Consider the following 22,950-nt stretch of genomic DNA (forward strand, 5'->3'; position numbering starts at 1 on the left):
CACAGGATACACTCGGCGACCGCATGCGGGAGCGGCATGCGTCCGTCGCGTCGCATTGATACTATCAGGTGACGCGGGCGTTCAACGCCGCGTTGATGCCCTCGCCAACATTGGTCTGCGTACAGGATTTCGCGTTCGGCGCGTTGTACACATCGCCGGCGAAGATCACCCTGCGGCCGGCGATCGCCGTTTCGTGCTGGAAACCGTCATTCGCCAGCGTTCTGGCCGGGAGGTCGATCTTCCGTTCGGCAAAGACCTCCTCGATCACGAAGAGCGCTCATACCGCATTCTACCAGCCCAAATGGAAGGCGAGATGGGTCGTCATGCGGGCCACCTCGGCCAGTGTGATGCCATGGGTGAGGCCGTGACCGAGACGGCTGCGAAGTGGCGTGGCCTTGCCCGTCGGGGTCAGCACCGACAGGGTGACGACGTTCCGCTCGCGGGGACCAAGGCCTGTCCTGCACCAGACATCGCGGTCATCGGTGTATCGGGTAAGCGCGGGCGCGATGGCCTTCACGTTCTTCGGCGCGACGATCAGCCTCCGGCCGCGCACGCCCGCGTTCGCGTCGCCCGCCTATCCGGAGAAGCAAGAAACACCGCAGACCACCCATGACTTGCTCCGCACAAATGCATCGGCTTCCGCGTGACGACGTCCGGCGGGCTGTATGCGTGGATTGCTCTATCGCAGCTGACGGGCCGGATTGCAGAGCGGAGCCAGACCATGAACTGTCCGGAACCGGTTTGGCGGTGCTGTCAGTCTAATGCGAACCGCTCTCCACACGATGCATGTCGGTCTTTGATGGCTACGGCCTAGCTTGCAAGATTTTGCCACTCCGCCAGCGCGGCGGAGCGTCGTTCGCGGTAGGTCTGGCGATCGATCAGGTGGCGTTCGAGGCTAAAGTGGTTGTGGACGTTGGCGTGGACGGAGGCGAACTTCTGTAACGTCTTCATCTGCCTGAACCGGAGCATCGCTCGCTCCCGTCTTCGAAACGGCAAATGGCTGTTCTCCACTCGATTGTTAGCCCAGCGCCCGATCTCCTGACGTTCTCGGCAGCCAAGGTCATCCATTGCGGCCCCGTAGCTGCGCAAACCGTCTGTCGTGATTGCCTCCGGTGAGCCGTGGCGCTTGAGCGCCTTCTTCATGAAGGTGAGCGCCGCGCCCTTGTCGCGTGTCTTGGTGACGTAGCTCTCCAGCACTTCACCTTCGTGGTCCACCGCCCGCCACAGATAGACCATCTCACCGTTGAGCTTCACGTACATCTCGTCGAGGTGCCAACGCCAATGACGAAACCCTCGCATGCGGTTAACCCGCTCCCGACGGATGTCGCCTGCGAACAGCGGACCAAACCTGTTCCACCACAGCCGCACCGTCTCGTGGCAGATGTCGATGCCGCGTTCGAACAGCAAATCCTCGACATTGCGCAGGGACAGCGGGAAGCGCACGTACATCAGCACGACCAGCCGGATCACCTCCGGCGAGGAGTTAAAATAGCGAAAAGGCGAAGCTGGCTTGCGAACACGGGGCATCCTCCTGCCCTACCCCGCCGCCGCCGGATTGCCAGCCGGTGCATTTGGTTTGACGGAGCCCTCTGGACCGACGAACTACCGGCGGACGTCTAACCCACCGGTCAAAAAACCATCTATATCTGCTTGGTTGAAAAGTGCCGCGTCACCGGGAAGAGAATGCTTCAGAACGGCTACGGCAAGACCGGCACGAGCTACGGCGTCGACATTTTGCTCCGCGCGCAGCGCGTGGAGCACGCCCGCAGCAAAAGCGTCGCCACCACCGATCCGATCAACGATACTGGCTATCTCCACCTCTTCGGTTTGCGCAACCGCAAATCTCGTTTCGACCCGGGCGGAAAGGCGGTTAAGATCGACATGCTCTACATGGCGCGAGGTCGAAGCCAGCATCTGGAGCTTAGGAAATTTATCGAACGCGGCGGCGGCGGCCTCACGACGACGCGTCTCGCCGCTGCTGGTGAAGGTGCGGCCGAGCAGCAGTGCCACGTCCTGATGATTACCGAAAACCAGATCGGCATGGGCGACGATAGCGGAAAGGATTTCGCGCGGATCGCTATCCCACCGCTCCCAAAGCTTGCCACGCCAGTTGCCGTCGAACGAAATGGCAATGCCAAGTGCGGCGGCGGCCTCGACTGCAGCTAGCGCACTTTGCGCCGGTACGGGGCCCAAAGCAGGCGTGATACCGGACAGATGCAGTCGATCGACATCAACCAACAGAGCATCCCAGTCCCAAGCATTCACCGGTGCCTCGGCGAAGGCGGAGTGCTCACGGTCGTAAACCACTTCGGTCGCCCGCAGGCCGGCGCCGGAGGCAACGAAATACAGACCCATCCTATCGCCTGCCCGCTGGATGTTGCGGGTATCGACACCGTGTCCGCGCAGAGTGGTGATCGCCGCCTGGCCAAGGTCGTTGTCCGGAACTCGCGTGGCGATCGCGACATCGTGGCCCAGCCGGGCGAGTTGCGTGACGACATTGGCTTCGGCACCCGCGACCCAGACATCGAAGCGTGGGGTTTGCAGAAGCTGCTCCCGGCCGGGAGAAGATAGCCGGAGCATGATTTCGCCGAACGCCAGAACCTTGCCCATACACCCCCTTAAAACTTACTCTATCGCGCGATGGCGAGGCGGCGCTTGCCCCATCAGCCGAGTTGCGCACTCATTAAGAAACGGGCGCGGCTCTCAGCGGTGCGACGTTGTAGCTCCTCAATTTCGCGCTGCTCGGTCGCGTCTAGCATCGCCCTCAACAAGCGGCTGAAATGCTGGCGCATCGCCACACGCGCTGCCTGCGGATTGTGCTGTTCCAGCGCCTCCACGATTGCGGCATGCTCCATCTGCCGCGCCGCGCCGTCGCTATGGCATACCGACGCATGGGTGCGGCGCACCTCGGGCAGTTCGGTCCGCAGCCGCCACAGGTTCTCGATCACGTGAATGATCGCCTTGTTGCCCGACGCCCCGGCGATCGTCAGGTGAAACAGGCGATCTATGGCGGTGACTTCGTCATCCGAGAGGCTGTCTTGCGCCATCTGGTCGAGCAGATCGCGGAGCGCCGCCAGATCGCCCGCCGAGATGATAGGCGCCGCCAATGCCGCGGCTTCGGATTCGAACAACGAGCGCGCTTCGGTCAGCTCGAAAGCGCTGACGTCGGGCAGACGCGACGGCGGCGCCATGTCGGCAGGGTCTGCGACATAGACGCCGGATCCGGTCTTGATCCGAATTCTGCCGGTCGCCTGCAATGCGATCTCTGCCTCCCGAATCGTCACTCGGCTGACGCCGAACCGATCGGACAGCTCGCGCTCACCGGGCAGGCGCGACCCGGGCGGAAACGCACCCTCTTCGATCAGCGCGACGATCTGGTCCGCTACATCCTGGAAAAGACGACGATCCGCCATTGGCCTAACAATCCCCTCGATCTGCGTGTTGATTGTCCTACCACCCGGTCGGCACGACGCACAAGCCGCGCCAGGACCAGCCTGATCAGAAACGCACGCGCGCACCGACGAAGTATTTCGATCCGTAGAAGTGATACTGCCGGCTGCTGCCGTAAACCGGCATGTCGGTGATCTTCGGGTTGTTAAGCACGTTCAGCGCCTCGAACCGCAGCGAAACGTTACGATTGATGTTGTACGACGCCCGCAGATTGACGATCTCCGACGGACGGACGAACCGCAATTGCGTGTTGCCACCGACGAAGTCCTGATAATAGGCCGAACGATAGGTATAGATCGCCTCCAGAGACAGACCCTTGTACTGATAGTAGAGCTGCCCCGACGCGGTATGCTTCGACGAGCCGGACAGGTTCGCTGGCGGGATGATCCCTGGCGTCACGCCGCCGGTTGCGGGATCGACGACGTCTCCCAGCCGTATGTCGTAGTTGCGAAAGTTCGAGTTGGCGTAATTGTAGCCGACCTTCGCGCCCAAGCCGTCGAACGGTGCGGGCAACCACGAAAAGCGATTGGATAGCGTCATTTCGAGGCCATAGATGCGGCTCTTCTCATCGCTATTCTGTCGTGCCGTGACCGGCACCGTCACGTCCTGCCCGCCGATTGTGAACTGTTCGTTGAGCAGCACCGGCACGAAGCCGCCGCCGAAGCTCTTATAGTAGACCGTTCCGGCGACGATCGTGTCCTTGTTCGGATACCATTCCAGAGCGAGGTCACCGTTCCACGACATGATGGGCTTGAGCTGCGGAGATCCGTCCGCGACGATCTGCCCGATCGCGTCGGCGACATTGGCGAAGGCGGTGCCGTCCTCCAGCGTTATCGTCCGTCCCGCGGCAAGGTCACTCGGGGCGGGGCGCGACATGCCGCGATAGGCGGCAACGCGCGCGACGACATCGCTAGACAGTTCGAAATTGGCGTTCACGCTCGGCAGCGCGCGGAAGTAGCGGTTGCCCAGCGTCTGCGTCTCGAAAGCACCGGGGGCGGCGACCAGCCGGATCGTGCCGTCGGGATTGTTGACGACGTTCAGCGCCGACCTGAGGCCCACCGACGTGAGGTCGGTCTGCACGACGCGCACGCCGAAGTTGCCGCGCACTGGCAAGTTGCCGAGATCGCTCTCGTACGACCCCATGACGTAGCCGGCCCAAACCTTCTCGGTGACGTCGGCATTGTCGACCGAGCGAGTGTCAGCCGGGGCGCCGGGATCCTCGGTGCCGAGGTATTCGCGGAATTGACACAACGTGTCGAACGTCGCCCAGCTGGTGATCGAGCGATTGGGCGCGTCCTTCAGGTAATCCGTTTGTGGAAAGGCCTGGCGGCAGGCCTGATTGACGCGCCGATCAACTGCCTGGCTGTCCTGCGTAATTTCCACCAGGCTGTTGATGTTCCGGTAGCGGCGGTGCGAGTAGCGACCGCCGGCATCGATCCGCTTCAGGAACCCGTCGAGTTCGTAGCCTGCATCGACCCGCGCGGCGAAGATCTTGTCTTCCTTGTATTCGTCGTCGCGGCGGAGGCGGGCATCGTCGCTGAACAGCGACCAGTCGTCCGCGTTGAAGCGCGGATCGAGCGTGATGCCCACCGCATAGCTGTCGCGCGCATCGTAGGTGTAGGGAATGCGCTGGTTGTTGATCGCGGTGCGCACGTTGTTGATATCGAACGGATCGGTGCGCAGGCGCGTGTTGCGCTGGAGCGTCGAACGCTTGGTCTGCGAATAGGAGACGTCGGAGCTGATCGTCAGCCGATCGGTCGCCTTCCAGCTGATCGCAGCACCACCGCCGAGATATTCCTCGCTGCGATTGAGCACGTTGCCGATCGCATCGATCGAGCTGACCCCGGTCGCGTACAGCAGCCGATGCTGGTCATCGTACTGGAGGGTGCGCAGTGCATAACGCGTTTCAGCCAGTGTCAGGTCGTGACGATCCTCGGTGTAGTTGCGCTTCGAATATTGGAGATCGAGGTTGATATCGACGCGGCTGCTCGGCTTCCACTGTACGGAGCCGATGAACGCGTCTCGCTTGTCCTCTTCGGTGATCTGCCGGAACGTCACGGAGCCGGGGACGAGCACGAACGGCGTGCCGGCCGCACCCTGCTGGCGCGTGACCTCGGTACAATTGCCGTTGGTGACGATCCCCGGGTTGCAGGCGTAGTAGGTGCTGCTTCCCGCGAAGGTTTCCTCGGGGTTGTTTACCTGATTGCGCTGGAAACCAAGCGCGATGCCGACGTCCCCCAGGCTGCCGAGGTCGAACTGATCGACATAGCTGGCGGTACCGCGCCAGCCCCAGGCGCCCTGCCCGCGGATCCTGTCTTGGTAGGGATTGAAGTTGGCCTTCACCTCTACCTGGATCGAACGCTTCTTGTAGTCGAGCGGACGCAGCGTGCCGAGCTCGATCGTGCCAGCGACGCCGCCTTCGATCAGGCTTGCCTGCTGCGACTTGTAGATCTTGATGTCGTTGATCAGTTCGGACGGAAACTGGTTGAAGTTCACCGCGCGGTCGCCGGAACCGTTTGAGGCTTCGCGGCCGTTGAAGGTGGTGGCTGCCAGGAACGAGCCAAGACCGCGTAACGAGATCTCCGTCGCGCCGCCCTTCTCCTGGTGACTGGTCGCACCGGTGATGGTCTGGATCGCCTCGCCAATCGAAAGCGCTGGCAGATCCCCGATATCCTGCGAGGACAGGGCGTCGACGATGGCGTTCTCCTGCCGCTTCACCGCCAGTGAAGTTTCGATCGTCTGGCGGATACCCGTCACGACGATGTCGTCGTCCACTGCTGGCGTCGCCGCGGCCTGCACGGACGACGTCTGGTCGATCGGCTCGGCAGAGCCGCTCTGTGAGACTACGCTGGTCGGACTGAGGCTGGTCGGAGTGTCCGGCGTGATCGGAGTCGAAGGTTGACCCGGCGCGGGCGTGGCTGGCGCAGGACGTGCCGCCGGATCAGCGGTCTGAGCCGCGGCACCCTGCGCAAGCGTAAGACACCATAGAGCAACCCCACCGGCAAGCAGACGCAGGACGGACGGACGATGATCGATGTTGTGCAGGCTCATGGCCTTCCTCCCCTAGTCTATTATGCCGCTTTACTGTTCCAGATGACCAATCCTGTCAAGGCTAACCGCAATCCGATTGGTATAGTAATTGGTTTGGTTAGGGAACAAGCTGGCCCCGCAGCGCTGGCAGCGCGCGTGCCAGACCATCGGCAACCTGCTTGGCGAACACCCGCGCGCCGGCATCGCCGACATGCGTATAGTCGAATTTACGGACGTTCTGGCCGCGCGGACCGTCAGGGGAGGTCGGCAGGTCGGGCAGCCGCGCCTGGTCGGCTGGTCGCGGCTTCAGCGTGTTACCGGCTTTCGCCGCAGCGAGCTCCTCCGGGAGCGGTTCGGCCTGTGCCAGTTTGGTCGCCTCGGCGGCACCCAGCCGCTGGATCAACTGCGCGCTGTCCGCATTGAGGTCGACCAGCGCCGTCTTGGTGGCGGCGGCGACCCGCCGCACCTGTGCGGACCACGGCTCCAGCGTATTATCGATCTTGCCGGCTTTGAATTCGCGCCTGGCGAGCGGGGTCAGCAGCACCGGGACGGCACCCGCCGCGCGGACTTCGACGACGTAGCGGGTGAGATTCGCCGGGAACTCGGTCGTCATATCCGTCCAGCGTTCCGGTCCGGAGGATTGGTCGTTATGCCCGAACTGGATCAGGACATAGGTTGCACCGTAGCCGGTCACATTGATCTCGTTCTGGACGATCCCCCACGACCCTTCCTGGCGGTAGCTGCGGGTCGACCGACCGCCGCGCCCCATGTTGAGGCACGCGACCGTGGATTTCACGTGCTCGGCACAGAACAGCGACGCCCAACCGCTGCCGGGCGCCATCGTGCTGTCGCCCACCAGGACGAGCTTGATTGCCTTGATCGGCGGCGCGTCAGTGCGCTGCTTTGGGACTTCACCGACGGCCCGCGGATGCGCGGGCGTGTCCTGCACGACGGCGGGGGCGCTCGCGAGGGCGAGCGCAGCGATGAAGTCCAGCATGGGATTACCTCCTTACGAGAAGAACAGGCCGCCGTTGATGTCGAGGTTCACGCCGGTAAGGAACGCAGCGTCGTCCGACAGCAGGTACGCGACCGTCGCGGCCACCTCGTCCGGGTGACCTTCACGGCGCAGCGGCGTATTGCCGGCAGTCGCGGCACGGCCTTCGGGCTTGGAGAAGGTGTCGTGGAAGCTGGTGCCGATCAGGCCGGGACACAGCGCATTGACGCGGATGCCTTGCGGTCCGAACTCCTTTGCCCAGCCGCGGGTCAGCGTCGTCAGCGCGCCCTTCGCCGCTGCATAGACGGTGGCACCCGGCCCGCCACCGTCGCGCGCGGCGAGCGAGGACAGGTTTACGATGGCGCTGCCCTGCCCCAGATGCGGCAGTACCGCTTTGGTGACGAGGAACGCGGAGCGGAAGTTCAGCGCCATGACATGGTCGAAGAAGTCCGTGTCCATATCGGCGAGCGTCTTGCGCGCTACCATGCCGCCGGCGCAGTTGACGAGAAAGTCGATACGCTTCCCGAATCGATCGACCGTCGCCGCGACCATCGCAGCTACCTCGTCAGCGTTGGTGACGTCGGCACGGTGGAGCAGCGCCGTGCCGCCTGCCGCCGTGATGGCGTCTGCCGTCGCCTGTGCCGCGGCCTCGTCGCTACGATAGTTGATGACGACGTTTGCGCCTTCTCGTGCGAGCCGCTCGGAAATCGACTTGCCGATGTCGCGTCCGCCGCCAGTGACGATGGCGACCTTGTTCTCGAAACGCATGTTATGCCCCTTTAGTGGAAGATGGTTGTGGCGGCGCGACTGGCGCGCTGCGCCCGCCGAGCAACCAGATTGCAGCGACGCCGAGCGGCACGATCACCGCGGCGAGGATGAAGATCGGCGCGTAGCCATGCGTGGTCATCGCCGGCACCAGCCAGGTGGTGACCAAGGTTCCCGCGACCGCGGCGGTGCCGCCGATACCGGCTAGCGATCCGACCGCGCCGCCAGCGAAATAGTCCGAGGGCAGGGTCTGGATGTTGTTGATCGCGACCTGAAAGCCGAACAAGATGACCGCGATCAGCAGCACCGCAGTCAACGGATCGGACGCGGTCGCGGTCAGCAGCAGCGAAGGCAGCATGATCGCGCCGCCGATCGTGACGATCACCTGCCGCGCCCGCAACGCGCTCCAGCCGCGGCCGATCAGCAGGCCCGATACCCAGCCACCCGACAGACTGCCCAGCATCGCCCCGACAAACGGAACCCAGGCGAACAGTCCAATCTGCTTCACGTCGAACCCGAAGGTTTCGGAGAGGTAGATCGGCAGCCAGGACACGAACAGCCACCAGACCGGATCAAGGAAGAAGCGGCTGACGAGAATCGCCCAGCTTTCCTTATGGCGCAGCAGCTGCGCCATGCCGGGCGCGTAGCCGGTCTCATGCCGAGGCGCTCCCTCCGCAGTCTCGCCCGCGATATGGGCGCGTTCGGCAGCGCTCAGCCAGGGATGGGAATCCGGATCGCCGCGATAGACGAGCAGCCACGGCACCAGCCAGAGGAAGCCGAGCACGCCGACCAGGAGGAACGTCGCGCGCCATCCCAGTGCCTCGTAGAGCAGCGCCACCAGGGGCGCCGATATGATCGCCCCGATCGCCGCGCCAGAGTTGAAGATGCCCTGCGCGAGCGCCCGCTCGGGCGCCGGAAACCAGGTGGCGTTGGCCTTCACCGCGCCCGGCCAATTGCCTGCTTCGCTCAGGCCGAGCGTGACACGCAACAGGCTCAGCATGCCGAGCGAGCGCACAGCCGCGTGCCCGGCGATGGACAACGACCAGATCGCGATCGACACCACGAACCCCAACCGCGTGCCGATGACGTCGAGGATACGACCGAACAGCGACTGACCGAGCGCATAGGCGATCATGAAGACCGTCACGAGCAGCGCATAATCCGACTTGTCCGCGCCGATGTCCTTCGACACCGCCGGCCACATCACGGCGAGCGCGTTGCGATCGATGTAGTTGATGACGGTCGCCAGACCGATGAGGCCGACGACGAACCAGCGCAGACCGCCGACCGTCCTCTTGGGCGTGCCGTCCATCACTTGCTTTCCGCCCCATCGAGCCGCGCGAGATGCCCCGTCCACGTCAGGCTGCGTCCGTCCAGCGTCGCACTGTGCGGCTTGCCCGCCGTCACGTCGTCGGCGATGCCGAGCACGATCGCCGCTCCCTTTACGGGCGTGATGACGACGATGTCGGCGTCGCGGCTGCGCAGATGACGTAATGACCGGATCTGGCTGGCGCTCGCCACCGTCGTCTCGGCAGACGGATCGTAGGCGCCGTGCGGTTCGAGCAGGTTGACGAAGGTCGCGTCCTTCTGACCCGTCACCCGCTCGATCAGCAGCGGCTCGCGGCGCAGATTGAAGCGCGGATCATTGGCGCCACTCTCGCCCAGGATCACCTGCGTGCCGGGCGGCGCCACCATGCGATAGGTGTAGAAGCGTTCGCCGTTGATCCAAGTGAGTGTCCCCGTATCACCCGTCGGTGCGCCGGTGCCGTCCACCCAGATGTGCTGATATCCGTTTGCGGTGCCGAGAACGGGCCGCGCCGCGACGTTCGCACGGAGCGGAAAGCCGACATCGGTGATGTGGCCGCTATAGTGCAGCGGCAGGTCATAGGTCGCGGGCTTGTCACCGGTGACGCGCAACAGATCGACGACGAGCGGGCTGCCTTTGCCGAACGGCAATTGCACCAATGTACGGCGGAAGGTGACGCCGGGCCACGCCCCTACCATTTCGGCTGTGCTCGCCCGGATCGGTCCCTCGCCGGAGAAGAACAACTGCCGCGGCGCATGCTCTTCGCCGACGCGCCACTTGCCGGCGAAATCAGATGTCTCGTTCACCACCAGCGTGTTGTGTGCGACCGTCTGCTTCGCCCAGCTTTCGTTTTCCGGCAGGTAGCGGCCACCGTCCTTGCTCTCGATGTTGAGGAAGCGAGCGGCGCCATAATCGGTGACGATCGGCTGTCCGCCGTCGTAGAGGATCCAGTTCAGCTTATCGAAGTGGCCGTGTCCCATGCCCATCGCGCTGTTCTTGGCGACCAGCACCTGCGCATCCGCCTGCGCGCCCGACCTCAGTACGGCAAGCGCGCCCTGGTCGCCGTTCGGTCCGTCACGGAACAGCTGTGAGGTGAAGGCGAACGGGGTCGCCTTGCCCGCCGCCACGTCACGCGCCACCGCCAGCCCCCCGGGCGACAGCGTCACCCGCTCCTGTTCGCGAGCGATCGACAGAAAGCTGGGGTCCCGCGTGACGCCGTACCCGATCGCCACCGCGTCGTAGAGTTCGGCGGTGCGCAGGCTCTTGTCGCGCATGGCATCGTTGAGCGGGAAGAAATAGCCGTCATAGGTCAGCTGGATGGTGGAGCGGATCGCCTTCAGCAATACGCCGTCACGGCGTTGCCAGATCCCCAGCTTCGGCTCGTTCCGTGCGATCGCCTCGGCGAAGACGACGAAGGGCTGCAGCGCGTACCGCTGGTAATAGGGACCCTCGGTATAATAACCGTCCGGAGAGAACAGCTGGTCGACCTGCGCCAGGAACCCTGATTTGCCGGTCTTGTCGGTACCCTTCAGCGCGCGCGCGACCAGTTCGGGGTCGCGCAACACATAGCCTGTCATGCCGACGCCGGCCGCTGCCCAGGTCGCGTGGTTGTGGATGCGGTTGAAGCTCGCCGCGTTCCCAACAGACAGGAAATCCGCCATCTTATGAAACACGTTCGCATCGATCGTCGCGCGATCGGTCGGGGTCAGCGCCTCGCGGATCGCGTCATACCCCTGGATGCCATAGACCAGCCAGACGCTGTCATTCAGGCTCTGCCAGAACAGACGCCCGGCGGACTCGTTCGCCTTGGCGGGATGTGGCCCCAGTGCCGGGTACAGCTTGGCGTAGTCCAACAGCAGCGCCCGTGCGAAATCGAGATACTGTCGCTCTCCGGTGGTCCGGTAGAGCATCCCCGCGCCGTACAGCGCCACATAGTTGCGCTTGTGCTGTTCGTGCGTGAAGCCGCCGCCGGGATCCTTGGGAGCGGGGACGTTCACACCCGCGCGGATCGCCTTGTCGACAGTGGCGCGCGTCCGCTTCAGTTCGGCGGCGAACAGCGGATAGCGGGCTGCGTCGGCAGCCATCGCCTGCAAACCCGCGCCATCGAACAGCGCCGGCGTCACTGCGCCGCCTATCGGCTGCTGGGGCCTGCCCAGCACCGGAACTGGTACGGCGAGCAAGGTGGCGCCGAGCAGTATGGACAGCATCCGCATCACAAACCTTCCCGATTGTCGCTGAGGATCGCGCGCGGCGCCCCCGTGTAGTTCGTCTCGCGCACCTGCGGCACCGGCGTGTTGCGGAGCCGGTTTCCGGAGATCCGCGTATGCGGGCTGCCGACGGTGTGCTCCACCGTCACCCCTGCGCTGTCGACGAAGTGGTTGCCGGTGATCGCCACCTCCTGCACCCCCGACAGGCGCACCGACCCGCTGTTGCGGATCGTCGCGCCCGTCAGGCTGAAGCGCGGACCGAATGTGCTCTCGTCGGTTCCGCCGCGAAGCAGGTCGACGACCATGCCGACCCGGTCGAAATCCGTGCCGGCTATCGTAACCTGTTCAGCGGGATACCAACCCTGCTTGCCCTTCTCTGCCGCCAGCGCGAGCACCGCGCCCTTCACATCGGCATAGCGGCCGTCGGTTACGGTGATCGCCCCGGCGAGCGTGCCGGGTGTGGTCGCGATCACGTCGCCGGCGACGCCCACCACCGAGACTCCGGCGAGCCGCAGCCGGTAATTCCCGAGTGTCGGGCGCACACTTGTTCGGATGACCGCGACACCATCGCCCGCCGCCGCGTGTCCGTCGATCCGCACGCCTTCGAGGGTCAGCGATCCCCCGTCCTCTAGCTGGAACAGCGTTGATGAACGCATTCGCAGCGTCGCAGCGCCCGTCGGCACCGAGCGGATCGTCATCGGGCTGACGACGATCAGCGGCGCTGCGATGTCATACGTGCCGCGGGCCAATTCGATGACCGCCGCCCGGGGCAAGCTACTGATCGTCTTACCCGGATTGATCCGCACGATCTTGCCAGATGCTCGGGCGATCGCCGCCCGCGTGCCATACCAGCGAACGCCCACATCCTCGCGCCGTGTCGGCGTCAACGTACGGGACACACCCAAGGCCGCCAGTGTCGGGTCAACCGGGTAAAGCAAGCCGTTCTTCGCCCGGCGGAGCGGAACCTCCCGCATTTCGATACCGTCGCGCGCGGCACCTGACCCAGCCAGTACGTTCCCGGCGAAGGTGACGCCGCCTGCATCCGCATCGAAGCGCAGGACGTTGGTAGCGTCCTTGGCGGACGTGATAAGGTTGCCGATGATCCGGGTGTCCTGCGGCGGCTGAGACCGTTCGCCATCGGCTCCTGCGCCGATCGTGACCTGCGTCACCGCGAGGAAGCTGTTCCGTTCGATCAGCGCCTGGCGGACTGGCATGTAGCGGTTGACCGGCGAATTGGGGACGCCGTTCATCACCGCGAGCGCGCTCGTGAAGTCGACTCCGCCCATCCCTTCCAGATAGTTGTTCCTGATCACCTGGCGTTCGTTGATCACGCGGATGCCACCGGTGTGCGGCTGCCCGCCTCCCAGGAAGACGTTGTCCTCGACGATGTTGCCGTTCCCGTGGCGCAGGACCACCGAGCCTTGGGATTGCCGGAACAGGTTGCGCCGCACGCTGTTGCCGCCCGATTTGACCGAGACGATCTCCACCTCCCCATCGCAATGCTCGAAGACATTGTCCTCGACGATCGTGTGGGAATCGCTGCCCGATTCCTCGCTCGTCCCGATGCGGATGGTCTCGCCGCCGTTGGAGCCGAGCGGCGGACGAGGTCCGAAATAATTATGGTCTATCCACGCGCGGTTATCGAGCGGCATGCCCTTCTGCCGCACGACGATCATCATCGCGCCGGCGTTCGCCTTGCCCTCGAAATGCGAATGATCGATGCGGTTGTCACTGCCGTAGATGGACACCCAGTGGTCTTCGGCACGTCGGTCGGGATTGTTGAAGCGGTCGATCACCATGCCCGTCACCCGGCTATGGTCCGCCCAATTCTTCGTGTCGGTGCGGAACGCGATCACCGCATCGCCCGGTGCGTGACCGTCACGGAACACCAGATTGGACACGACCAGATAGCGGCCCGCCATACGGATGCGTGACGCGCCAACCAGGATCGCCTTGCCCGGATGTTCGGCGGTGAGGGTGATCGGCGCAGCCGCTTCGGCGTCGCCGCGCAGCACGATGTCGGCATCGCGCCACTCGCCGTCGGCGAGGATTATCGTGTCGCCCGGCGCAGGCTTCGCGATGGCCAGCATCAGCTCAGGCAGATTATGCACCAGCGTTCGTCGGGCGGATGCAGAACCTGCCTGCACCAGCGCGGCCGTCGCAAGCAGCATGATCGATAGGCGCACGTATATCCCTCCAGGAACCGCTTCCGCATTCACCGCGAAATGCCCGTTCCGTTCGGTGGTAATGCGGCTGCGCATACCCTTGTGTCAACCAATATGCTTGTTGCTCAGGTGCGCGCCGATGGCACGTGGCATTAACCTGGCTGAACAGCTGGTGTTCTGATTGGCTTGACACATTGGTTTACCGAACGCAGAACCAAGCAACAAAAATAAATAGGAGAGGGACGTGGCCGACATGGCTTTTCGTAACAGGATCAGTGCGATCGCTGCATTGCTGGCAGGCACGGCGTGGGTGGCGGTCGCAAGTCCTGCGGTCGCGCAGGAAGCCTCTACGGAACCGCAGGAGACGGTTGCGGGGGGCAACCCCGATACGGACGCAGACATCGTCGTCACCGGCATCCGCGCTTCTCTGCAGAGCGCGCTCGGCGAAAAGCGTCGTTCCGACAACCTAGTGGAGGTGATCCAGGCTCAGGACATCGGAAAGCTACCTGACCAGAACCTTGCCGAGGTGCTGGAGAACGTATCGGGCGTCCAGATCACGCGTCAGGCGGGGGTCGGCACCGCGGTACAGATCCGCGGTACTGATGCGAACAGGACCGAGATCAACGGCGTCTCCACGGTGGGGTCGGGGGCTGGCCGGTCCGGCATCAGCTTCGAAGACATACCGGCATCGATTATCGCTTCGGTCGAGGTGACCAAGGTTTCGGAGGCCAAGACGATCGAGGGATCGGTTGGCGGCACGATCAATCTACGCACGCTGCGTCCGCTCAGCCTGACTAAGCCGCTGATCGCGGCCCGCATCCAATATGAACGCAGCGACCTTGCGCGCACCACTCTGCCACGCGTCTCTGCTACTCTAGGTAACAGCTGGACCACCGGCATCGGCGAAATCGGCGTCGTGGTCAGCGGCAGCTACAGCCGCACCGACGTCGCGAACTTTGCACCGCGCATCGACCGCGACAACGTCCGCCTCGCGTCGACGGCGCCGAACCTTCCGGGCAGTAACGCCAACCAGAGCTTCAACTACCTGCAGGTGCAATTTCTCCAGCAGGAAGTGAACCGCTTCAACTACGAGACGAAGACGGCGACGGGCACGCTGGAATGGAAGCCGGTAAGCAACCTGCGCCTTTATGGGGACGTCACGCTCAACAACCAGCAGCGGGCGCAGGCCGGCAACCGGGTGCAGGTATCCGGCGTCTCGGGCGCCGCCGACGCCGCCAACCACAGCTCGTTCGGAACGGTCGACCTTGGGTCGCTGAGGACGCCGACGGGAACGATTGACCTCGGTACGATCCAGACGACGCTCGGCGGAACGATCGGAGCGGTCGGCGCTGCGGGATCGACGCTCGTTCCCAATCTGCGCCTGTCGAGCGATACGGGATCGCGGCTAACGCACAATCGCGTCTTTGATGCCGGCGCCGAATGGGAGGTTGGCAAGCTGAAGGCGCGGGCGGAAGCGGCCCTGTCCACCGCAAAGACGACCAATCCCAATTTCTCCACGACGCTCGACTTCATCAACCCGAATGGGGTCCAGCCCGTGTTCGGCCGCGGATCGCTCGGGAACAGCACGCCCGTGCGCTTCGATCTGACCGGCGGGCGGCTGCAGTCGGGTATCGACACTTCCAACCCGCTCGCGCCGACGACGGCGCAGTTGCTCAATCCCGCCAACTACCGTCTGTATCAGGTCCAGCAGAGCGCCAATCGGGCTGACAACAAGGAGAAGGCCGCACGTCTCGACTTCACGTACGACACGTCCGGCTTCGTCCCGATCTTCTACTCGTTCGACTTCGGCTATCGCTGGAACCAGAATACCGCGATCAACGGAGACGTCATCAACAACATCACCCTCAACAGCAACGCAACCGGCGCGGGGCTCGCCGGTAACACGTTCAACCGGCCGAGTGGCGACCGCTTCGCGGACCTGCTCGTCGCTGCGCCAAGCAACTTCAACGCGGCCGACGGCCGGACGCTCTACTTCCCGGATTTCCTCATCATCGATGGCGGTAGAGCCTTCGACGACCCGGCAGCGGTGCTCAGCACGTTGAATGGCGCGATCGCGGCGAGCAACGCCGCCAATCCGCAATACCCGGCGGTCGCTCGCCTCTCCGAACCGACGGAGTCGGCCTCCGGCTTCTTCCGGATCCGCGAGACCACCAACGCGGCCTATTTCCAGATGAACGGCGAGACCGACATCTTCGGCATCCATGCGCGCGGTAACGCCGGCTTGCGTTGGCTCAAGACGAAGCTGACCTCGACCGGCAACAACGTGGTCAATGGCGGCGGTGTGACCACTGTCGTGAAGAGCAGCAGCTACGACTTCCTTCTGCCCCGCGTCAGCATGGTACTCGAGCCTGCGCGCAATGTGCTCGTCCGCACGGGCTTCGCCCGCGATATCCGCCGCCCGGACTTCGATGCGCTATCGACATCCTATTCTTACGGCAATGCCGCGACGGGCGTGGTGTCGGGTGGTAACCCGAACTTAGTGCCCGAGGTCGTGTGGTCATACGATCTCTCCGGCGAATACTACTTCACGCCGTCCAGTCTGTTCAGCGTCGGCGTGTTCCACAAAAGCCGGACCAACCTGTTTGCCGACACGGTGCAGACTGCACCGCAAATCGGCACGAGCGCCGTTGGCAACCCTCAATATTCGATCGATCCGACCTGTCCTGGCGGCGGCATCTATAATCCTCTCCCCGACCGCAACCTTTACGCGACGCCGGCCGGCAACGGCATCTGCCAAGGATTGTCGTCCACCTTCAACGTTCCCGGATCAACGACACAAACGGGTATCGAGATCGCCTTTCAGCACGATCTTTCCGCCTATGAGAGCGCGCTGGGATTTGCCTCCGGCTTCGGGTTCATTGGCAACTTTACCCATCAGCGTGTGGGTGGCGCGAAGTCGTACAACTCCGGCGCACTTGATGTCGGTCGGCGAACGGACACCGGCCTCGGCTTTACGCGCGGATCGCTGCTTAACCTCGTGCCGCTCACCAACCTGTCCAAGGATTCCTACAACGCCACCTTGTTCTACGATAAGTACGGGCTGAACGCCCGTCTGCGCTACACGTGGCGATCAAGCTACGCGATGAGCGCGAGCGACCAGGCATTTCGCTGGAACTTGCCGATCATCGCAGGCGCGCGCGGACAGCTGAACGGCAGCATCAATTACGATATCAGTGAGAATATCAACATCGGCATAGAGGGCATCAACCTAACGCGATCCGATCAGAAACTTTACTGCGTGAACGATGGAGCGGTGATGTGCTTTCAAGGGCTAACTGATCGGCGTCTTACCGCTGGGGTGAGTTTTAAGTTCTAATCTGGAGCGCCTTTCTCACGTTGTTCAGAGAAGAACGGAGGCGATAAACGAGCGTCTAGTCGCTCCTCAAATTTTTGGGCTTATCTGGTCGCTGCCGGATTGGGCTTATGCCTGTTTAATTATGTTGGCCTCGCTACAGTCCGGCAGGCAGCCAATGCCGGAACGCTGACAGGCTGGCCAGGAATGAGCGGGAGCGCCCATGAAGATCGCCACATACAACGTAAACGGCGTCAACGGTCGCCTGCCCGTGCTGCTGCGTTGGCTTGAGGAGGAGCAGCCGGAAATCGTATGCCTGCAGGAGCTGAAGGCGCCGCAGGAGAAGTTTCCGGCGACCGCCGTTCGCGACCTTGGCTATCAAGCGATCTGGCACGGACAGAAAGGCTGGAACGGCGTCGCCATCCTCAGCCGTGTCGGAGAGATCCACGAGACGCGGCGCGGCCTGCCGGACGACCCCGATCCGATGCAGAGCCGCTACATTGAGGCCGCTGTGAACGGCGTAATCATCGGCGGCCTTTATCTGCCGAATGGCAATCCGCGCCCCGGTCCCAAGTTCGACTACAAGCTCGCCTGGTTCGAAAAGCTCATCGCGCATGCGGCGACGCTGCTGGAGAGCGGCCTGCCGGTAGTGCTCGCCGGCGACTTCAACGTCATGCCGATGGAAGCGGACGTCTACAAACCGGAACGTTGGACCAAGGACGCTCTTTTCGCGCCAGAGGTCCGGGCGCTTTACGCGCGGCTCATCGACCAGGGCTGGACGGATTCGCTCCGAACTCTTCACCCGGACGAGACGATCTACACCTTCTGGGACTATTTTCAGAACGCTTATGAGCGGGACGCGGGTCTCCGCATCGATCACCTGCTGCTCAGTACCTCGCTTGTTGACCGGTTGGAAGACGCGCAGGTGGACAGGCGGGTGCGCGGCTGGGAAAAGACCAGCGACCATGCACCGACATGGATACGGCTTGCGGCCGGGCAGCCGCCAAAGAAGCGAAGGCGGTCTCCACGGCGCAATAAGGATGACGAATGACAGAGCGCGCTCAGGTTGATTTCTACGACGTCGTTCTCAGTCCCGACCCCTCCCGCACCGTCGTGCGACCGTTCGAGCCAGGTTACCCCAACGGGTTTGACGGCGGTCGAACGCGTACGGACGAGACCGTCGAGCTGATCGTGAGCCTTGATAAAGAGGAGCTTCAGCGCCAGCTCAATGGGGTCACGGCATCTCTCGATGAGAACCACCGCGACGTGGATGCGACGCTTATGCGTCGCTTCGGCGAACTGGCCGACCGCATTCCTTCTGCGCCAAGCCTGTCACCTGAGCAGCAGCGCCTGATCGGAGCCTACTTCAGTCAGGAGTACGCCTACGAGGCTGCGGCGCTCTTCAATCCCAGTGCCGTCCTACACCCCGACCAGTCAGGACTTGCCGACGGCGCCGTGCGGTTCGTCCTCTCTCTCCGCGGTGTCGGTGAAGGCCACGTATCGTCGGTTACCTTCCGCACGGGCGTCTGGACACCGGGTGGCGATCTCACGATCGACGATCCAGGCTCGACGTCGGTGCCGCCGATCATCGTGCCCCGCGACGATGACGATGACGCGGTCCATCTCGACTGCGGCGGATCGAGAAGCATATCTGAGACCGTGCTCTTCCCAACCCTGCCAAGCCAGCGTCAAGGCATCGAGGACATACGCCTTGTGCGCTTTGCTGAAGATGACGGACAGGTCACATATCTTGGCACCTACACGGCATTCAGTGGCGCCGAAGCTCGGTCCGAGCTACTTTCGACGACGGACTTCAAGTCGTTCGAGATGCGGGCGCTTTCCGGCGAGGTCGCCAGCGCCAAGGGTATGGCGCTCTTCCCACGCCGGATCGACGGCCGATACGTGACCCTCGGCCGCCAGGACAACAAAAACATTTGGCTGAACGTCTCAGACGACCTCCTTCACTGGGACAGCGGTGCCAAGCTAGTCGAACCGCGATACCCGTGGGAGTTCGTGCAGATGGGCAACTGCGGCTCACCGCTCGAAATCAACGAAGGCTGGCTGGTCCTTACCCACGGTGTCGGGACGGTCCGCAACTATTGCATTGGCGCCTGCCTCCTCGACAAGCAGGATCCCTCTAAGCTCCTGGCGCGGACGCCGCGACCGGTGCTCGCTCCCAGTCCGCATGAGCGGGACGGGTACGTGCCAAATGTTGTCTACAGCTGCGGAGGGCTTCTCAGCGGCCGTACCCTGCTGCTGCCTTATGCCGTCGCCGACAGCTTCTCGGCCTTTGGCTCTCTGTCTGTCGATAATCTCATTGCGTGCATGGAGTAGGTCAGAAAGCGAGTGCGGAAAACGAAGCTGGCGGTACAACTACGCCGTGCATGGCTTGCCCATGGCCGCTAGATCTACTGGCGCTAGGCGGCAGATCCGACGAACATGGATGGCATACTTAACAGCTCAACGAGGCGGGCAGAGACTGCTTCGTGGGTACGATAAAGTCCTGCTATGCAATCTAGCATGCGTGACCTATTTGGGTGCCCTACCATCTCAGGCCTGTACGGTGCTGACGGCTTTGTCTCGGCGGACGAGGAGCGGATGCTCATCGGCCATATCGATGCGTTGAATCTGGCGCCGTTCCGCTTTCAGGGGTGGCTGGGCAAGCGGCTGACCCATAGCTACGGCATGCACTACGACTTTGATTGGGGCGCATTAGCCCCCACGACTTCGTTACCCGAATGGCTGACACCGTTCCGGGATCGGGCGGAAGCGTTTGCAGCGCTGGAGCCCGGCACACTCATTCAGGCACTGCTGACCCGGTACGATACCGGCGCAGGAATAGGCTGGCATCGCGACCGGCCGCATTTCGAGCATGTTGTTGGTATCTCGCTAGGCGCACCGGCTACGCTGCGCTTCCGCCGTCGCATCGGCGGTCGTTTCGAGCGGTTCGAATGGCCTTTGTCTCCGTGCGGCATCTACCATCTCGCCGGTGAGGTACGCCACGGGTGGGAGCACAGCATCGCGGCCATGACCCAGACCCGCTGGTCTATCACACTGCGGAGCCTGTCGGAACGGGGACGCCGTCTCATAAAGTTTACCGAGTGATGAGAGCGCACCAGTGGGCGTCAAAGTTGCTCGACCTTGATGACGACGTTCTCTGAAACGTCTAAGAGTATCGCTCCTCCGCCCAAGGGTCGCCGCGCATGTGGTAGCCGTTGACCTCCCAGAAGCCAGCCTGATCGGCGGCCAGGAAGTCGATGCCCTTAAGCCATTTGGCGCTCTTCCAGAGGTAGAGGTGCGGGATCAGCGCGCGTGCCGGACCTCCGTGCGCACGTGTCAGCGGCTTACCATCCCAAGCGTGAACGATCATCGCCTCCTCTGCCGCGAAGTCTGCGAACGGCACGTTGGTCGTGTAGCCGTCATAGCCATGGAGCAGGACATACGCCGCTTCGCCTTTGGGTTGGACGAGGTCGAGCAGATCGTGCGTCGCCACGCCCTTCCAGTCGTTGTCGTAGCGCGACCAGGTCGTCACGCAGTGCATGTCCGAACGCGTTCGCGTTTGCGGCAGCGCCATGAACGCCGTCCAATCGAGCGTCACTGGATTGTCGACGAGGCCACCGATCTTCAGTTCCCAGCGTTCCGGCGCGACATCGGGCTGACGGCCCAAATCGAGCACCGGCCAGTCGCGCACCAGATGCTGGCCTGGCGGCAGGCGTTCATGCGCGCTTCGATTGGCTTCCCCCGTGATGAACTTGTGCTCGCTTGCCCAACGCTGCTTGGAGCGGGTCAGCTTGCTGTCGGGCGGCGTTTCGTCAGTCATGGCGGTCTCCAGCAGCGGATTATCTCGTAGCGTTCGTCGCAGCACAAGCATGTGCGGCGACCCAAACTCTAGCCTGCGCGTTGCAACAGCATGAAGACGATCGTTTTACCCGACGGCACGACCGTCCCCGCGCTCGGCCAAGGCACATGGATGATGGCGGAGTACGCCGACCGCCGCGCCGATGAGATCGCGGCCCTGCGCACCGGGATCGACCTTGGCATGACGCTGATCGACACGGCGGAGATGTATGGAGACGGTGAGTCCGAGCGCCTCGTCGGCGAGGCGATCACTGGGCGACGGGAAGACGTCTTCCTCGTTAGCAAGGCGTATCCCCAGAATGCTTCGCGCTCGCGCCTGCCACTGGCATGCGAGGCGAGCTTGCGTCGCCTTGGTACGGACCGGATCGATCTCTACCTTCTGCACTGGCGCGGGGGCGTGCCACTTGCGGAAACCGTCGAGGCGATGGAGCGGCTGATCGACGCGGGCAAGATCCTGCGCTGGGGCGTCAGCAACCTCGACACGGACGATATGGATGAGCTGATCGCCGCAGAAGGCAAGGCGTGCGCGACCGATCAGATCCTTTACAACCTGACGCGGCGCGGACCCGAGCACGACCTCCTGCCGTGGCTCGCTACGCACACCATCCCGCTGATGGCATACAGCCCCGTCGAACAAGGACGGCTTGTCGCGGACGAAGAACTGCGTTCGCTTGCCGCCGATCTTAACGCTACGCCAGCGCAGGTCGCACTGGCGTGGCTTCTTGCGCAAGACAACGTCATCGCCATTCCCAAAGCGGGCCGCAGCACGCACGTCCACGACAATCGTGCCGCTGCCGACCTGATACTCGCTCCGGACACACTCGCGCGGCTCGACAAACTGTACCCGCGTCCGAAAGGTCGCGTGCCGCTCGAGATGCTCTAGTCGAAGCTGTAGACGCCGCCCGGTTCCGCGGCGACGAAGCGGTCAGGCGCGATGCCGGCCGCTCGCAACGCCGTAGCCAGCCCTTCCACCGGAGCATTGCGCGCCTCATCAGTCAGCTGGAACGTGCCCCAGTGAATGCCGAGCGCCCGCGATGCGCCGACGTCGGTGAAGATGCGTACGGCCTCTGCCGAGTCGACGTGCTGCGCGGCCATGAACCAGCGCGGCTCATAAGCGCCGATCGGGATCAACGCGACGCTAGGCGCTCCCAGGCGGCTCCGCACGTCGGCGAAGATCCGGCCGTCACCGTAGCCGGTGTCGCCGACGAACCAGATCGAACCCGCGGGCGTGTCCAGGTAATGACCGCCCCACAGCATCATGCGCGTATCGCTAGGCCAGCGGTTCGACCAATGATAGGCAGGTGTCAGCGTCGTCGCGATCTCCGATCCAAGCGGCAGCCGATCCCACCAGTCACCCGTGACGCAACGTGCCGCCGACGCGGCAGCACGAACGATGGCGTCATTACCAAGTGGCATCGCCATCAGCGGGTCGTGGACAGCTTGCAGTCGCCGCAGCGTATCGACATCGAGATGGTCATAGTGCCCATGACTCAGCAGCACGACATCGATCGGCGGCAGGTCGTCGAACGCGACGCCTGGCGCGGTCACCCGCTTCGGTCCAACGCGCCGGAAGGGGCTTGCCCGCTCCGACCAGACTGGATCGGTGAGGATGTTGACGCCGGCGACCTGGATCAGCAGCGAGGCATGGCCGATCATGGTGATGCAGAGCCCAGCGACCCGCGCCTCCGGCTTGGCCGGCGTGACCGGCACAGACTTCGGCCATTTGGCTGCCGCTCCCGCGAGCTTCCAGCGCAGCATGGCGCGGAGGCCCCTATCCGTGCTCTCCTGGCCCGGATTGAAGAAGCGGGTGCCGTCGTAGTGATCGCTCGGCGGGCCATCGTAGTAGCGGTTGGATGCCATGA

Annotated in this window: 19 protein-coding genes; 6 read left to right on the forward strand and 13 right to left on the reverse strand. The window is 63.5% G+C overall.

The features are described 5' to 3' along the window. Positions 1-64: 64 nt before the first annotated feature. Positions 65-268 (reverse strand): hypothetical protein, encoded by a 204-nt coding sequence (locus tag AC1RTO_RS17045; protein ID WP_493161981.1) that lies wholly within the window; start codon positions 266-268, stop codon positions 65-67. A gap of 21 nt (positions 269-289) precedes the next feature. Then, positions 290-517 (reverse strand): carboxymuconolactone decarboxylase family protein, encoded by a 228-nt coding sequence (locus AC1RTO_RS17050; protein WP_493161982.1) that lies wholly within the window; start codon positions 515-517, stop codon positions 290-292. Between AC1RTO_RS17050 and AC1RTO_RS17055 the strand changes: the two genes are divergently transcribed. Continuing rightward, positions 507-647, forward strand: coding sequence for a hypothetical protein (locus AC1RTO_RS17055; protein ID WP_493161983.1), 141 nt, complete (start codon positions 507-509; stop codon positions 645-647). The genes AC1RTO_RS17050 and AC1RTO_RS17055 overlap by 11 nt on opposite strands. A 163-nt stretch (positions 648-810) precedes the next feature. On the opposite strand, the gene AC1RTO_RS17060 is transcribed toward AC1RTO_RS17055, so the two are convergent. The 9 genes from AC1RTO_RS17060 to AC1RTO_RS17100 form a co-directional block, all read right to left on the reverse strand. Further along, positions 811-1,527, reverse strand: a complete 717-nt coding sequence (locus AC1RTO_RS17060) for an IS6 family transposase (protein ID WP_493161984.1) — start codon at positions 1,525-1,527, stop codon at positions 811-813. A gap of 75 nt (positions 1,528-1,602) precedes the next feature. Beyond that, a complete protein-coding gene (locus AC1RTO_RS17065) occupies positions 1,603-2,610 on the reverse strand; it encodes a sugar kinase (protein ID WP_493161985.1) in 1,008 nt (335 codons plus the stop codon). A 53-nt stretch (positions 2,611-2,663) separates the two neighbouring features. After that, positions 2,664-3,413, reverse strand: coding sequence for a FadR/GntR family transcriptional regulator (locus tag AC1RTO_RS17070; RefSeq protein WP_493161986.1), 750 nt, complete (start codon positions 3,411-3,413; stop codon positions 2,664-2,666). Between the two features lie 85 nt (positions 3,414-3,498). Continuing rightward, positions 3,499-6,501, reverse strand: coding sequence for a TonB-dependent receptor (locus AC1RTO_RS17075; protein ID WP_493161987.1), 3,003 nt, complete (start codon positions 6,499-6,501; stop codon positions 3,499-3,501). A 97-nt stretch (positions 6,502-6,598) separates the two neighbouring features. Next, positions 6,599-7,477, reverse strand: a complete 879-nt coding sequence (locus AC1RTO_RS17080; RefSeq protein ID WP_493161988.1) for a rhamnogalacturonan acetylesterase — start codon at positions 7,475-7,477, stop codon at positions 6,599-6,601. A gap of 12 nt (positions 7,478-7,489) precedes the next feature. After that, complete coding sequence (locus tag AC1RTO_RS17085; protein ID WP_493161989.1) at positions 7,490-8,242, reverse strand: SDR family NAD(P)-dependent oxidoreductase; 753 nt, start codon at positions 8,240-8,242, stop codon at positions 7,490-7,492. Between the two features lies 1 nt (position 8,243). Continuing rightward, positions 8,244-9,551 carry an MFS transporter gene (locus AC1RTO_RS17090; RefSeq protein ID WP_493161990.1) on the reverse strand — a complete coding sequence of 436 codons (1,308 nt, stop codon included), beginning with the start codon at positions 9,549-9,551 and terminating at the stop codon, positions 8,244-8,246. Continuing rightward, complete coding sequence (locus tag AC1RTO_RS17095; RefSeq protein WP_493161991.1) at positions 9,551-11,758, reverse strand: alginate lyase family protein; 2,208 nt, start codon at positions 11,756-11,758, stop codon at positions 9,551-9,553. The genes AC1RTO_RS17090 and AC1RTO_RS17095 overlap by 1 nt, the downstream gene beginning before the upstream one ends. Next, entirely contained in the window at positions 11,758-14,013 is a 2,256-nt protein-coding gene (locus AC1RTO_RS17100) for a polysaccharide lyase 6 family protein (RefSeq protein WP_493161992.1), read from the reverse strand. Before AC1RTO_RS17100 ends, AC1RTO_RS17095 begins: the two co-directional genes overlap by 1 nt. A 157-nt stretch (positions 14,014-14,170) precedes the next feature. Between AC1RTO_RS17100 and AC1RTO_RS17105 the strand changes: the two genes are divergently transcribed. The 4 genes from AC1RTO_RS17105 to AC1RTO_RS17120 all read left to right on the forward strand — a co-directional run bounded on the left by AC1RTO_RS17105 (position 14,171) and on the right by AC1RTO_RS17120 (position 20,335). Next, positions 14,171-17,254, forward strand: a complete 3,084-nt coding sequence (locus AC1RTO_RS17105) for a TonB-dependent receptor (RefSeq protein ID WP_493162048.1) — start codon at positions 14,171-14,173, stop codon at positions 17,252-17,254. Positions 17,255-17,453: 199 nt separating this feature from the next. Then, positions 17,454-18,281, forward strand: a complete 828-nt coding sequence (gene xth / locus AC1RTO_RS17110; RefSeq protein WP_493161993.1) for an exodeoxyribonuclease III — start codon at positions 17,454-17,456, stop codon at positions 18,279-18,281. Continuing rightward, positions 18,278-19,564 (forward strand): glycoside hydrolase family 130 protein, encoded by a 1,287-nt coding sequence (locus AC1RTO_RS17115; protein WP_493161994.1) that lies wholly within the window; start codon positions 18,278-18,280, stop codon positions 19,562-19,564. The genes xth and AC1RTO_RS17115 overlap by 4 nt, the downstream gene beginning before the upstream one ends. Positions 19,565-19,750: 186 nt before the next feature. Beyond that, entirely contained in the window at positions 19,751-20,335 is a 585-nt protein-coding gene (locus AC1RTO_RS17120; protein WP_493161995.1) for an alpha-ketoglutarate-dependent dioxygenase AlkB, read from the forward strand. Positions 20,336-20,396: 61 nt separating this feature from the next. On the opposite strand, the gene AC1RTO_RS17125 is transcribed toward AC1RTO_RS17120, so the two are convergent. Beyond that, positions 20,397-21,050, reverse strand: coding sequence for a sulfite oxidase-like oxidoreductase (locus AC1RTO_RS17125; protein ID WP_493161996.1), 654 nt, complete (start codon positions 21,048-21,050; stop codon positions 20,397-20,399). Between the two features lie 90 nt (positions 21,051-21,140). Between AC1RTO_RS17125 and AC1RTO_RS17130 the strand changes: the two genes are divergently transcribed. Then, positions 21,141-21,971, forward strand: a complete 831-nt coding sequence (locus tag AC1RTO_RS17130) for an aldo/keto reductase (RefSeq protein WP_493161997.1) — start codon at positions 21,141-21,143, stop codon at positions 21,969-21,971. Here the strand turns inward: AC1RTO_RS17130 and AC1RTO_RS17135 are convergent. Then, entirely contained in the window at positions 21,968-22,948 is a 981-nt protein-coding gene (locus AC1RTO_RS17135; RefSeq protein WP_493161998.1) for an MBL fold metallo-hydrolase, read from the reverse strand. The two genes, AC1RTO_RS17130 and AC1RTO_RS17135, sit on opposite strands and share 4 nt — an antisense overlap. Positions 22,949-22,950: the final 2 nt, after the last annotated feature.

The sequence above is a fragment of the Sphingomonas sp. GW821-FHT10F09 genome, assembly GCF_058809195.1.